Genomic DNA, 14897 nt, shown 5'->3' with positions numbered 1-14897 from the left:
GCGGTAATTATGGGGATTGAATAAAAAGATTCAAGAGTTAGATGACTCTAATAATTTAAATTCTTGGATTATTTCTTCAATTTGCGCCGATTTAGGGCAAATTACGCAAAAGCGGCTTTGGTATTCTTGATTTTGAAAATACGGAACACTAAGCACAATAAGTTCATCGCACTCAGTAAAAGGTAATTTACCCGTATTTAAAACCGATACACCATTTTTAAAGGCAAGCTTATCTTCAACAAAATTTAAAAACGACACGCCAATATTTAGATTTTGTTCGCAGTCTATTTTTTTATATAAATAGTTTTCACCCACTACAATGCTGTTATCAGAACCTAGCTTTTGGCTAAGCTGACGCGTCCACTGAGTTAATGAATCGTGGCAATTATTAGGTGCAGTATTAGCCATAGCCTGCATTCTATAAAGGCCTTCCATTAAGGTTTGCTGGCTAAAAACGGTATTTAACCACGTAGCAAATTGATAACGTACGCTATCTGAAGAGTCATGTGGTTTATCAATACAAATATTATGACTCTGCCCTGCTCTATCTATTAATAAAATAAGCCAATCAGTTGAGTCAAAATCAAGTACTTCTACTCTAAACACTTGCTGAGAGCTTGCTTGGGGTAACCCAACGCAACAACACACTTGATACTTTTGACTAAGTCCGTGTGCTAGTTCAACTAATTGTGCTTGCTCAGGTTGCCAATAATTTGCAATATCAGCGAGCGTAAAGTATTCATCAAACCAGTAATCAAACCCTTGTGTTGTAGGGACTCGGCCCGCAGAAGTATGAGGCGAATAAAGTAAGCCAATTTTTTCAAGTCGAGCCATCGCGTTACGTACCGTTGCCGAACACACTGCCATGCCTTTAAGTTTAGCAATTTTTGTTGACGGAACTGGGAGGCCTTCACCATTACAGTACATGTTCATAACAGCTGAAAAAATTTGCTGATCTCTTGGGTTTAGTTTCATGTTATCTACATCTTGTTGCATGAAAGAGATATCGGGGCATTTGGTTGTAATTCAAGTCACTTACTTAACTCATTAGCAATAAAATTGAAGGTTTGTAATATTACTATAATCTGTATTTTCAAACACTTCTCTTTTGGGTTACTCTACGAATATTAACTCTTTATGTGCGTACATTATGGATTCACCTTTTAAAACTATTGGCCTTATTGGCAAACCTAATCACCCTGGTGCAGCAGCAACACTTCAGCGATTACATACTTTTTTACTCGCGTTAGGTTTTGAGGTAATAGTAGAAAAACGTACAGGAAGCCAGTTAGACGATATCCCTCAAAATAAACTTGTTAAATTAGTCGACTTAGGCGAACAAGCAGACTTAGCTATAGTAGTTGGTGGTGATGGCAATATGTTAGGTGCCGCACGCGTACTGGCACGTTTTAATATAGCGGTAATTGGTGTTAACAGAGGAAATTTAGGCTTTTTAACTGACTTAAATCCAGAAGGATTTGAAGCAAGCCTTGAGCAAGTACTTAGTGGTGAGTACCTCGAAGAAAAACGCTTTTTACTAGAGGTAGAAGTATATCGTCATAACGAACTAAAAAGTGCAAATTCAGCGGTAAACGAAGCTGTGCTTCATGCCGACAAAGTTGCTCACATGATTGAATTTGAAGCATTTATTAATAACGACTTTGTGTTTTCTCAGCGTTCTGATGGTTTAATTGTATCAACACCTACGGGCTCTACGGCCTATTCTCTGTCGGGTGGAGGGCCTATATTAACACCCGAGCTTAATGCAATCTCACTAGTGCCAATGTTCCCCCATACTTTATCAAGCAGGCCTTTAGTGGTTGATGCCGATAATGAAGTGCGCTTAAAGTTAAGCCTAGAAAACACCGATAGCTTACAAGTGAGTTGCGACAGCCATGTTGTACTTGCTGTTTTACCTGGTGATGAAGTAGTTATTAAAAAAGCTGATAAACAATTGCGCTTAATTCATCCTAAAAATTACTCCTACTACAACGTTTTACGTACTAAATTAAATTGGGGCAGTCGTTTATACTAATCTTATTGCCAAATTTAGTACTATAGAGCAAAATATAGCGTCTAATAATAATCAACCTTCTTGGAACCAGATAGCAATGACTTATGTAGTATTCTTTGCTCTACTGCTGCTAATTACGCTTTTAGCAAGTTATTTAAAAATTGAGAGTAACCGTAAAAAAGCAATAGAAGCTAAAAAAAAGCTATTCAATGAACGTGTTTCCCATGTGAACGCACGTCTTAAAACTAAATTGAACGAACTACTTGATGCTAAAATAATTCGTCCAAAGTATATTCCTCGTATTCAAGCCATTTTAAGTAACTTTTTTGTAGTGCAACCACATACAGATGAAAACCTACAACAATTAGAAGATATTGCTGATTTACTTACCAATACGCTAACTAACGAGCTAATTAAAGTAAACCAAACAAATTTTATTCAACCTTTGATTGATAATATACAGTACTTTGTATCTGAATTACCTCAGCAAGGTATTTTGTATAATAAGAACTTTTATACAAATGCATTACCTATACTTATTAGTAATATTAAAACCGATGATTTCTCACAACCTACTGATATAGCAGATGATACAGCCAATTCAATCCCATCAACTTCCGATCCTCAATTCGCTCAAGATGCGAGTGTTGCTTAAATAATATAAAATTAATTTGCAAAAAACCAAAACACTGTATAAATTAACAGTTAATTGACTGGATGGATGAACAGTATGTTAATTGGTTTAGAAGTTAAAAATTTTGCAATCGTAAGTAATTTAAGCACCGAGTGGCGCAGCGGTATGACCGCAATAACAGGCGAAACAGGGGCTGGTAAATCTATTGCTATTGATGCTTTATCACTATGCTTAGGTGAGCGCGCAGAAGCCTCTGCTGTTCGCCCAGGCACTGATAAAGCTGAGGTATGTGCTCAATTTGATTTATCAGCATTGCCTCTGGCTCAATCATTTTTAGAACAGCACTTACTAAGCACTGCTGAAAATGAATGTTTATTACGCCGTGTTGTTTGTAAAAATGGCCGTAGCAAAAGCTATATAAATGGCAGCGCAGTGACTGCGTCCCAATTAAAAGAGCTTGGCCAGTACTTAATTTCTATTCATGGGCAACATGCTCATCAACACTTACTAAAAGCAGAACACCAGTTACAGCTTTTAGATGCATATGCTGGCCACCACAATTTAGTTGAAACAGTAAATTTAAACTATAAGCAATTTGCTAGCCTACAAAAAGAATTTAAACACCTAGAGCAACAGCAGCAACAACAAGCTGCTCAAAAGCAATTATTAGAATACCAAGTTGCTGAACTCGATGAGTTTGCTTTACAAGAAGGTGAGTTTGAGCAAATAGAAGCTGAGCATTATAAGCTCAGTAATAGCCAAACAATTTTAGAATCTTGCCAGCGTGAGCTACAACATTTATATGAAAGTGATGAACAAAATGCGTGCTCTATGCTACAACACAGTGCTCAACAGTTTGCTCAACTTGCTCAGTATGACGAAAGTTTAGCAAGCGTCGCTGCATTACTCGATGAAGCAGCAGTACAAGTTGAAGAAGCGAGCCGTGAAGTAAGAAATTATACAGAGCAAGCAGATTTAGATCCCGCTCGTTTAACCGAAGTAGAAACGCGCTTAAGTGGCGCAATGGACTTAGCACGTAAACACCATATAAAACCCCAGCAACTTGTTGAGTTTCACCAGTCTATTTCCCAAGAACTAGAGTCTATTAGTAATAATTCGCAGCGTTTAGAACAGCTAGAATCTGAAATAGATAGCGCACTAATTAATTACAAACACTCTGCAGAACAGCTAAGTGAAAGCCGTTATAAATATGCCAACACACTTAATGTATTGATAAGTGAAAGTATGGCTAATTTATCAATGGAAAATGGTGTATTTGAAATAGCACTAACACAGCAAAGCGACCGCACACCAAATAGCTTAGGCTTTGATAATGTATCGTTTTTAGTATCAACCAATCCAGGCCAACCTCTGCAACCTTTGGCTAAAGTAGCATCAGGTGGTGAGCTTTCCCGTATAAGCCTTGCTATACAAGTTATCATTGCGCAAAAGGTTACAACTCCAACCTTGATTTTTGATGAAGTAGATGTAGGTATATCGGGCCCTACTGCATCAGCGGTGGGTAAATTATTACGTCAACTAGGTAAATCTACACAAGTTATATGTGTTACCCACTTGCCACAAGTAGCTAGCAGTGCACATCAGCAGTTTTTTGTCGCTAAAGAAATAGCCCAAGGTGAAACCTTTACACATATGCTCCCTTTAAATAAAGACGGCAGAATAAACGAAATTGCACGGTTACTAGGCGGAGACAACGTGAGTAAAACAGCAAAAGCGAATGCTAAAGAGCTTATTATGGCGCACAGCTAACGTTTCTATGATGAATGCCAATCAGCGATACAGGTTAACCAATTAAAAATAATAAACTTGGCTTTAACTGCGTGATATAAAAAGTTGAGAAAATTAAGAATAATTGGCAGAACAACTAAACACAAGTCACGATTTATTACCAATGAAATTATGATTACGATTGTTTTTTTAAATAACAAACACACTAAAGGGTTACAATATGCAAAATACCTTAGTTGATTTTTGTGTAGCTATTAGCTGGGCTTTATTAGTATTAAGCGCATGCTTAGTACTGTTTAGTAAATATAAGCATACCGATTTTAAACAACGACTATTTAAGTTTTTAAATAGTGTTTTAGTTATCCATATAGCGACTATAACTTTTTATTTAACTCATTTTAAAGCTGATAGTTTAAAGACTAATTTATGGCTGCTAATTGCATTACAGATTGCGTTAAATATTACGTGCTTTATGAGTGTAAAACGACGAAAAGCAAAAACAAGACCTTCATTAGATTCATTTTCTATGGATTAAAAATTGGCAAGCTTCAATAATACCAATCTGCTTGTATATGAGGTCTATTTAACGTTAAGAAAATCACGCTAGAACTAGGCAAAAATTTTTGTATCTAGTTGTTCTAAATAAAAAATTTTAACGACGTTATAGTGCAATTTAATTCGTTAAATTAATCAAAGATTTATGCAGGTTGGTATAAGAGCACGTTCTGTTTTTGCCTTGCTCTTTTGCTTTATACAGTAGCTCATCTGCGAGTTTAATATCAGAGTCTATTGATCGCTCAACGCTTGCAGAAATAGCCCCAATACTTAGTGTTAAACTAGTACTATTTTCGAGGTGTTGCACTTCTGAATTTTTAAGTGAATTATGTATTTTTTCAGCTATTTGCATTCCATTTTCGAGGTTTGAGTCTGGAAGGATAATTAAAAATTCTTCACCGCCCCAGCGTGAAGCAATTGCATTTTTAGGGATGTTTTTTTGAAATGTTTTTGATAAATGAATAAGTGCTTTATCACCAAAATCATGACCAAATTCGTCATTAATTTTTTTAAAGTTATCTACATCTGCTAATAAAAGTACAAATGGAATGTTTGCTTCTTTTAACTCTTTTTTAAAAGTAGCTAGCTTATCCATGGTAAAGCGTCGGTTGGGTAAATTAGTAAGTGGATCAATAGTCGCTAATAGTTCATTTTTTTGGCTCAAAGCAATTATTTTACTATTGTACTTTTCTCTTGAGTATTCGTAATAACCACTGAGTAGTGCAACGATTATAAAAGAGAGCATAATCCTAAGTGGTAACTGTTCTGGGTTATAATCATAAATATTAAATCTATCAGCAAAATGGAACCCCAAAATAATAGCCAATAAAAATAATATTATATCAAATGTACCGCGTTTCAGTCCTCGTATTGAATAAGTAACAGGTGATACTATGAATATCCATATAGGCCCTGTACCTTCAACTCCTCCTGTAACGACTAAGTAAAACATAAGTGCATATAAATTATAAAGGATTGCACTAGCTGATCGTTCTAACCCTTTTACTGAACTAAATGCCCAAATATAAAAACACGCAGACACAAATAATGCGAACGACAGTAGAAAACTACTATTGATAAATGCAAGGCTCGACATCGAAAATGTAGCAATAAAGCCTATAGAAGAAAAAAATCGAACAATAAGTTTTCTTTCTGAATTGTTTGAATATTCGTACATAGTTCCTTTAAATCTTATGTATTTAAGCTAATTTATAAACAAAAAGTAATAAAATGGTAAACAAAAAGCGATTTTGTACTGCTTTAATCTTTTTATCAAGTTTTTAAATGCCCTAGTCAACTTATGTCATTAGTAAAAAATACCGCAATATCTTCGCTTTATAGCATTCAACGCTGACTTCTAACCCTACTTAAAAATCAAAATATAGACCTACGGTTTTAGATTTTTTTAAACTAAAACTATTTGCCTTTCGAGATTAAGTTAGCTCAAATTTCATACACACTTAACCATGTTGTGAGTTTGAATCAAAGTAGGTAGCTAATTACTCTACGAACTATTTTGACTTTCGCCCACGCAAACGCCATCAAAGAACGCCTATAACCTTTCATTTTATCTACACCTTTGCAGGTGAAAAGTGTACAAAACCACCTTATAACGCCCACAAGACAGCACCTACTTGCCTTTTAGGGCATATGCTTCCCAGTTAATTAAAATAACCACATATATAAAGTCTGCCTTGTAAAACACTCAACACAATGCTGCAAGTCCGAGCGTAAAGGTGATCTGCCTTATCTAAAATAGAATTATACCAACTTGCTTTATTAAGTGATCTATTTTGAGGCTGGAAAAACGTGTTTATAGCTAGGCAAAAAAATTGCTATTTAGTTGTTCTTGGCAATTGCTCCTGCATTACTCTACCTTCTGCATCCATGCAGTCGTAAATGAGAATTTTTTTAACCCAGGAAGCGACAGTTTAGCCCCGCTAAATGATTAAGTATTATTGCGAATTGGTAGTACCATCTCGTGAAAGCCCGTAGTTCCGTGACCGTTTACACAAACCACATTGAACATTGTCTACTTTAAACGAAAAAAGCAAGCCATTTGGCTTGCTTTTAAAATTATTTAGAAGAACAAATAACTAAACTTCTAAATAATCCATGATACCTTCAGCAGCGTTTCGCCCTTCAAAAATAGCCGTTACAACTAAATCAGAACCACGCACTATATCGCCACCAGCAAATATTTTAGGGTTAGTTGTTTGGTGTGTAAATTCACCTTGTTCTGGTGCGTTAATACCGCCCCAATGGTTAATTTCTACATCGTACTTTTCTAACCAATCCATTTTATGTGGTTTAAAACCAAACGCCATAATAACTTGGTCAGCCTCAAGTACATGCTCTGAGCCTTGCACTACTTCTGCACGACTTCGACCGTTTTCATCAGGCTCACCTAGTTGTGTTTTAACCATTTTAACACCAGCAACATGGCCATTAACGTCAAGTACAATACCTGTTGGCTGTACATTAAACGTAAAATTTACACCCTCTTCTTTGGCGTTTTTAACTTCACGTTTAGAGCCTGGCATATTCTCTTCATCACGACGGTACGCACACGTTACTTTAGCTGCATTTTGGCGAATAGAAGTACGTACACAGTCCATCGCGGTATCACCACCACCCAGTACTACAACCTTTTGATTGGCCATATCAATGCACGCTTGATTTTTTTCGTCGTAACCCATTACACGGTTAGTATTGCCGATTAAAAATGGGAGTGCGTCGTGCACGCCTGGCGCATCTTCATTTTCAAGGCCAGCACGCATACTTTGATACGTTCCTACACCTAAAAATACCGCGTCGTAGTCAGCTAAAATTTCGTCCATGGTGATATCTACACCCACTTCAACGTTTAGCTTAAATTCCACACCCATTTCGGTGAAAATTTCACGACGTTTTTGCATTACTTCTTTTTCAAGTTTGAAAGAAGGAATACCAAAAGTAAGCAGGCCGCCAATTTCAGGATGACGGTCAAAAACCACTGGCTTTACACCGTTACGCACTAAAATATCAGCACACCCTAAACCAGCCGGACCCGCACCAATAATAGCTACTTTTTTATCCGTCCATGTCACGTATGACATGTCTGGTTTCCAGCCCATTTTAAATGCCGTATCGGTAATATACTTTTCAATATTACCTATGGTTACTGCACCAAACTCTTCATCAAGCGTACACGACCCTTCGCACAGTCTGTCTTGTGGGCAAACACGTCCACATACCTCTGGCAAACTGTTTGTACGGTGAGAAAGCTCAGCAGCTTCTAAAATGCGGCCTGTTCTAATTAACTTTAACCACTGAGGAATGTAGTTATGCACTGGGCATTTCCATTCACAGTACGGGTTACCACAATCTAAACAACGGTCAGCTTGTGAGTTCACCTGATTCTCTGAAAAGGGTTCGTAAATTTCCACGAAAGATTTTTTACGCGACGAGATTGGTTTTTTGCGCGGATCTACGCGCTGCACGTCTATAAATTGATATACATTTTCGCTCATACTGCCCCCTTATTGCGCTTGAACACGAAGTTCTGCGCTACTGCGAGCGCGATGCCCGAGTAAACTTTTTACATCACTTGATTTTGGTTTAACTAGCTTGAACATAGGTAAATACAATTCAAAGTTAGCTAAAATGGTTTCTGCACGACATGAGCCAGTAAGCTCTAAATGTTCAGCAATTAAGCCGCGTAAATGTTCTTGGTGCGAACTTAAATCATCAAGTGTTACGACTTCAACTAGCTCTGGATTAATGCGTTTTTCAAAGTCATTTCGCTCATCTAAAATATAAGCAAAACCACCTGTCATACCCGCGCCAAAGTTAACGCCAATATTACCAAGTACACAAACAACGCCGCCGGTCATATATTCACAGCCATTGTCGCCTACGCCTTCTACAACGGCTTGTACACCTGAGTTACGAACAGCAAAACGCTCACCCGCACAACCTGCAGCAAATAATTTACCGCCCGTCGCACCGTACAAACACGTGTTGCCTGCAATAGTCGCTTTATGGCTTTCAAAGGATGAGCCCAGTGGTGGGCGAATAACGAGCTTACCGCCAGCCATGCCTTTACCCACGTAGTCGTTTGCATCGCCTATTAACGTCATTTCTAAGCCACCGGCATTCCAAACACCAAATGATTGCCCTGCAGTACCGTGTAGCTCAATTGCAACAGGGTCAGCAGCCATACCTTGGTTACCGTGTTTAGATGCAATATAGCCAGATAACATAGCTCCTACTGAGCGATCTGTATTACATATACGACTTACAAGCGAAATACCTGATGATGTATCAATGGCTTGCTGTGCTTTAGCTAATAACGTTTCGTTTAACTCACCTAAGTAATGAGAGCTATTTGGTGCGCTACAAAATAATGTTTCGCCCGTTGGGTTATTAGGCTGAGCAATCACAGATGATAAATCTATTTTCTTTTGCTTAGCTGTTTTACCTTCAATCGCTTCAAGTAAATCTAAACGGCCAATTAAATCAGTTAAGTTTGCAACACCTAAGCTTGCCATGATCTCGCGTGCTTCTTGCGCTATAAACTTAAAGTAGTTCATCGCCATTTCTGGTAAGCCATGGTAGTGCTTTTGACGAAGTGTTTCGTCTTGCGTTGCTACACCGGTTGCACAGTTATTTAAGTGACAAATACGTAGGTATTTACAACCAAGCGCAACCATTGGGCCGGTACCAAAGCCAAAGCTTTCTGCACCTAAAATAGCCGCTTTTATAATGTCTAAACCTGTTTTTAAGCCGCCATCTGTTTGCAGACGAATACGATGACGAAGGCCATTTTCAACAAGTGCTTGTTGAGTTTCTGCTAGGCCTAATTCCCAAGGGCTACCTGCATATTTTACAGACGTAAGCGGGCTTGCACCTGTGCCACCGTCGTAACCCGAAATAGTAATTAAATCAGCGTATGCTTTAGCTACACCTGTAGCAATTGTGCCCACGCCAGGCTCTGACACTAACTTAACCGAAATCATCGCTTCAGGATTTACTTGTTTTAAATCGAATATTAGCTGAGCTAAATCCTCAATCGAGTAAATGTCGTGATGCGGTGGTGGTGATATTAGTGTTACACCCGGAACTGAATAACGAAGTTTAGCAATATACGGCGTTACTTTTTCACCCGGTAGTTGCCCACCTTCACCAGGCTTAGCACCCTGCGCCACTTTGATTTGAATTACATCAGCATTACGAAGGTAGTGCGGCGTTACACCAAATCGTCCAGAAGCAACTTGCTTAATTCGTGAGTTTTTCTCAGTGCCAAAACGTAATTTATCTTCACCGCCTTCACCTGAGTTTGAACAACCACCTAAGCGGTTCATCGCAATAGCTAACGCTTCATGTGCTTCTGGTGAGAGTGCGCCAATACTCATTGCTGCTGAATCAAAACGTTTATATAGGTTTTCAGCTGGCTCTACATCATCAACACTAATGCCTTTTTCAGGTAATTTAAGCGCTAACATATCGCGCAAAGTAGCAATTGGACGATTATTAACTAAATTTGCGTAAGCGCCGTAGTCTTTATAATCTCCAGAGCGTACAGCTTTTTGCAGCGTTTGAATAACATCTGGGTTATAAGCATGGTACTCACCACCGTGCACGTATTTTAATAAGCCACCATGGCTTAGTAGCTTGCGCTTACTAAAGGCCAGTTTATGAAGCTTTTGCTGATCACTATCAAAATCACTAAAACACGCACCTTTAATACGACTTGCAACGCCTTTAAAGCACATCTCTACCATAGAATCAGATAAACCAACCGCTTCAAAAAGCATTGAACAACGGTACGATGCAACTGTACTTATGCCCATTTTAGACATTATTTTGTATAAGCCTTTATTGATGGCTTTACGGTACGAAAGTGTTACTTCGCAGTACGATTTTTCAATCACTTTACTGTCGCTCATTGCAACAAGTGACTCGTACGCAAGGTATGGGTAAATCGCTGTTGCGCCAAAGCCAAGTAGTACGGCAAATTGGTGAGCATCGCGAACACTACCCGTTTCAATAATAATGTTAGATTCGCAGCGAAGGTTTGTATCTACAAGGCGCTTTTGTACTGCACCTACCGCCATAGCAGCAGGAACTGGTAAGCTTGTTTCGCTAAAATTACGGTCAGTCAATATAAGCATGACACAACCCGCTGCGGCTTTTTCTTGTGCAGAATCACAAATTCGCGCCACTGCCTTTTCTAAGCCCTCTTCAGCTGTATAAGTAATATCTATTTTACAGTAGCTGTAGTGCTCGTCATCAGCATTAAGTAGTTGCTGCATGTCTGCGTACATTAAAATAGGCGTATCGAACTGTAAGCGCTTAGCGTGGCCTGTTGTTTCGTTAAATACATTTTGCTCACTACCAATACAAGTAGCAAGTGACATTACATGGTTTTCACGTAGCGGATCGATAGGCGGATTGGTTACTTGAGCAAACTTTTGACGGAAGTAATCGTAAAGTGAACGATGCCCTTCACTTAACACAGCAAATGGCGTGTCATCGCCCATTGAGCCTGTCGCTTCTTGGCCGTTTTCACCCATTACACGAATAACACTATCGAGCTCTTCATTTGTGTAGCCAAACATTTTTTGGTACTTCGCAAGCGTTTCGTCGTCAAATGAGCGATTACCCGCATCTTGCTCAGTAAGTTCTTCAAATGGTGTTAAGCGCTTAACGTTTTCTTCAAGCCATGACTTATAAGGGTGGCGTGATTTTAAATCTTGATCGATTTCATCTGAGTGCCAAATTTTACCAAGCTTAGTATCAATTACTAATAATTCACCTGGTCCAACACGGCCTTTTTCGACTACTTCATCGGCAGTGTAATCCCAAATGCCCACTTCTGATGCAAGTGTGATAAAGCCGTCTTGTGTAATAACATAGCGGGCTGGGCGAAGGCCATTACGGTCAAGGTTACATGCTGCAAAGCGACCATCGGACATTACAATACCCGCTGGGCCATCCCATGGTTCCATGTGCATAGAGTTAAAGTCATAAAATGCGCGTAAATCATCATCCATTGCACGGTTTTTTTGCCATGCAGGCGGAACAAGCATACGCATAGCACGGAATAAATCCATACCACCGGCTAAAAACAGCTCAAGCATGTTATCTAAGCTTGAAGAATCAGAGCCGGTTTCGTTTACAAATGGCGCTGCGCTTTGTAAATCAGGAATAAGCGGCGATGAGAACTTGTACGAGCGAGCTCGCGCCCATTGACGGTTACCCTCAATAGTATTTATCTCACCATTATGCGCTAAATACCTAAATGGTTGCGCTAAAGGCCACCGCGGCTGAGTATTGGTAGAAAAACGCTGATGGAAAACACAGATAGCGCTGGTCATACGAATATCGGCTAAATCTAAATAAAAGTTAGGCAAATCTGCAGGCATCATAAGGCCTTTATAGATAGTGACTAACCCAGATAAACTTGCAATATAAAATGACTCATCTTGCGCTAAACGCTTTTCTGCACGACGACGTGCCACATATAAACGGCGTTCTAAATCTTTAGAGCGCCAACCTTCAGGCGCACTAACAAAAATTTGCTCAAACCCAGGCAACTGCTGAGTAGCAATAGGACCTAGCATTGAAGGGTCGGTTGGCACTTCACGCCAGCCTAGTATTTTAAGTGTTTCTTGTTCTAATTCTTCACATAAAACCTGTTTTGCAGCTTGTGCTAAAACGGGATCTGAATTTAAGAAAACCATGCCTACGGCGTAATTTTTACCTAAGTGCCAATTATGTTCACTGGCAATAGCACGGAAAAAACTGTCAGGCTTTTGCAGTAATAAACCACAGCCGTCACCAGTTTTACCATCGGCAGAAATACCACCGCGATGCTGCATGCGATCAAGTCCAGTTATAGCTGTACGTATAAGCCTATGACTAGCCTGACCATTAACTTGGGCTATTAAGCCAAAGCCACAATTATCTTTTTCTAATTTTGAGTCGTATAACATAGACCCCTCCCCTTGCTGCACTGTTAACGTGAATGAACTGCTCGACGATTTGCTAACAGACGCACAAAACTAGCCTCTATAGTAAATAGAGTCAATATTATTTTGAATACATATTCACATTCTTGAATATTTCTCACTTCAAGGCAAGATTTCTTTTTTAGTTATAAGTTTTAACAATTAGCGGTTATTTGACCGTTATTTTTTTATGACACTGGTGTCAAGTTTAACACTTTGTAAAAATAAAGGACTCAAACAGTTACACCTTACGTAAACGTAAGCAAGCAATGTATTGAATAAATATTCACTACCGTGCGTGTAATTCAGTTAACATTTAGATAGTTTAGTGAGGTTTTAGGAAATTTAAGGATTATGATAACGACTTTTAAGCATTCATGAGTATAGTTATTAAAATTTGCGTCTGTTTTACTACGCTTTTAGTGCATTTTTATCTAACTAGACCCGAACCTAATAATATATAACTACAACGTGGGATTATTTAAACTCGATATAAGATTGCTTAAGGTACCGAACGCACTCTAGCTGAAGTGATGAATTATTACAGTGAGGTATATGATCAATTATTCATGATAAAAGGCAGGTATAAGTAGTAGCTATATTTCACATACAAAAAAGCCACGTTTAACGTGGCTTTAGTAATTTAGCAAAGTAACTATTACTCTGCGTCAGCTTCTTTATATTTAGCTGCTGTTTCTGCAACTAGCGGCTGTAACTCACCGCGTTGGAACATTTCGATGATAATGTCACAACCACCAACTAACTCGCCTTCTACCCATAGTTGTGGGAACGTAGGCCAATTTGCGTATGCTGGAAGTTCAGCACGAATGTCTGGATTAAGTAAAATATCAACATATGCAAATGGTTCGCCACACGACATTAGAGCTTGTGACGCTTGTGAAGAAAAACCACAATTTGGTAATTTAGGTGACCCTTTCATGTAAAGGATTATTGGGTTTTCTGAAATCTGCTGTTTAATTTTATCAATGGTTTCCATCTACAACCTCAAAATGACGATAGCTGAATATACCTAGGCCTTGAAAATAAATCATTGTGACCACAGATATATAACTTAAAATGGGCAAATAAAGCCGCAATTGAAATAGTCTTTAGCAATAGCATTGCTGTTTGCTAAAACTTGAGTAAAATACTCAACAATTATAGTAACACTATATTCCCGGTTGGTATAGGTAAGTGGCCTGTTTGTACAGGCATTACGTATAACCAAACGGATTATCAACCAAAAGAAGATGGAGATAGAAAAATGGCATTTGAACTACCGTCACTACCATATGCAATCGATGCACTTGAGCCACATATTTCAAAAGAAACTCTAGAGTTTCACCACGGTAAACACCACAACACTTATGTTGTTAAACTTAATGGTTTAATTCCTGGTACTGAGTTTGAAAACAAATCTCTAGAAGAAATCGTATGTTCTTCAGAAGGCGGCGTATTTAACAACGCAGCACAAATCTGGAACCACACTTTCTACTGGAACAGCCTATCTCCAAATGGCGGCGGCGAGCCAACTGGCGCAGTTGCTGATGCAATCAACGCTAAATGGGGCTCTTTTGATGCGTTTAAAGATGCATTAAATGATAAAGCAGTTAACAACTTCGGTTCTAGCTGGACTTGGTTAGTTAAACTTGCTGATGGTTCATTAGATATCGTAAATACGTCTAACGCAGCGACTCCGTTAACAGATGAAGGTGTTACTCCAATCCTAACAGTGGATTTATGGGAACATGCTTACTACATCGATTACCGTAACGTGCGTCCAGATTACCTTAAAGGTTTCTGGTCACTAGTTAACTGGGAATTTGCAAACGCAAACTTCGCTTAATTAGCGCTTTTAGCTAATTTAAAAAGACGCTTAGGCGTCTTTTTTTATGCTCAATTTTTAATAAAAGTGGTGTTATACGACGGCAATTCGTTAATTGGTCAACAT

Annotated in this window: 10 protein-coding genes; 5 read left to right on the top strand and 5 right to left on the bottom strand. The window is 38.7% G+C overall.

What is annotated here, in order from left to right; translation table 11 throughout:
- Positions 1 to 30: 30 nt before the first annotated feature.
- The gene (locus ALFOR1_RS06415; RefSeq protein WP_058548879.1) at positions 31 to 996 is read right to left on the bottom strand and encodes an HrcA family transcriptional regulator; all 966 of its coding nucleotides are present in this window, start codon (positions 994 to 996) and stop codon (positions 31 to 33) included.
- A gap of 154 nt (positions 997 to 1150) precedes the next feature.
- Between ALFOR1_RS06415 and nadK the strand changes: the two genes are divergently transcribed.
- The 4 genes from nadK to ALFOR1_RS06395 all read left to right on the top strand — a co-directional run bounded on the left by nadK (position 1151) and on the right by ALFOR1_RS06395 (position 4932).
- Positions 1151 to 2035 carry an NAD(+) kinase gene (gene nadK / locus ALFOR1_RS06410; RefSeq protein ID WP_058548878.1) on the top strand — a complete coding sequence of 295 codons (885 nt, stop codon included), beginning with the start codon at positions 1151 to 1153 and terminating at the stop codon, positions 2033 to 2035.
- A 76-nt stretch (positions 2036 to 2111) separates the two neighbouring features.
- A complete protein-coding gene (locus ALFOR1_RS06405; protein ID WP_104642408.1) occupies positions 2112 to 2669 on the top strand; it encodes a hypothetical protein in 558 nt (185 codons plus the stop codon).
- 75 nt (positions 2670 to 2744) lie between these two features.
- A complete protein-coding gene (recN, locus tag ALFOR1_RS06400) occupies positions 2745 to 4418 on the top strand; it encodes a DNA repair protein RecN (protein ID WP_104642407.1) in 1674 nt (557 codons plus the stop codon).
- 199 nt (positions 4419 to 4617) lie between these two features.
- Positions 4618 to 4932: a hypothetical protein gene (locus tag ALFOR1_RS06395; protein ID WP_104642406.1), complete on the top strand. Its 315-nt coding sequence runs from the start codon at positions 4618 to 4620 to the stop codon at positions 4930 to 4932.
- Between the two features lie 138 nt (positions 4933 to 5070).
- Here the strand turns inward: ALFOR1_RS06395 and ALFOR1_RS06390 are convergent, their stop codons facing one another.
- From ALFOR1_RS06390 to ALFOR1_RS06375, 4 genes are all read right to left on the bottom strand, one after another.
- Positions 5071 to 6129: a GGDEF domain-containing protein gene (locus tag ALFOR1_RS06390; RefSeq protein WP_232007047.1), complete on the bottom strand. Its 1059-nt coding sequence runs from the start codon at positions 6127 to 6129 to the stop codon at positions 5071 to 5073.
- A 919-nt stretch (positions 6130 to 7048) separates the two neighbouring features.
- Positions 7049 to 8464, bottom strand: a complete 1416-nt coding sequence (locus ALFOR1_RS06385) for an FAD-dependent oxidoreductase (protein ID WP_104642405.1) — start codon at positions 8462 to 8464, stop codon at positions 7049 to 7051.
- Positions 8465 to 8473: 9 nt separating this feature from the next.
- Positions 8474 to 12931, bottom strand: coding sequence for a glutamate synthase large subunit (gltB, locus tag ALFOR1_RS06380; RefSeq protein ID WP_104642404.1), 4458 nt, complete (start codon positions 12929 to 12931; stop codon positions 8474 to 8476).
- A gap of 673 nt (positions 12932 to 13604) precedes the next feature.
- Positions 13605 to 13943: a Grx4 family monothiol glutaredoxin gene (locus ALFOR1_RS06375; RefSeq protein ID WP_058548872.1), complete on the bottom strand. Its 339-nt coding sequence runs from the start codon at positions 13941 to 13943 to the stop codon at positions 13605 to 13607.
- A gap of 267 nt (positions 13944 to 14210) precedes the next feature.
- Here ALFOR1_RS06375 and ALFOR1_RS06370 point away from each other — a divergent pair, with 267 nt between their 5' ends.
- Complete coding sequence (locus ALFOR1_RS06370; RefSeq protein ID WP_058549160.1) at positions 14211 to 14792, top strand: superoxide dismutase; 582 nt, start codon at positions 14211 to 14213, stop codon at positions 14790 to 14792.
- The last annotated feature ends 105 nt before the right edge of the window (positions 14793 to 14897 follow it).

Origin of the sequence: Pseudoalteromonas carrageenovora IAM 12662 (genome assembly GCF_900239935.1) — a bacterium.
Taxonomy (GTDB): Bacteria; Pseudomonadota; Gammaproteobacteria; order Enterobacterales; family Alteromonadaceae; genus Pseudoalteromonas; species Pseudoalteromonas carrageenovora.
The sequence above is the reverse complement of the archived record's forward strand: the minus strand, read 5'-3'. Positions and strand labels throughout refer to the sequence as shown.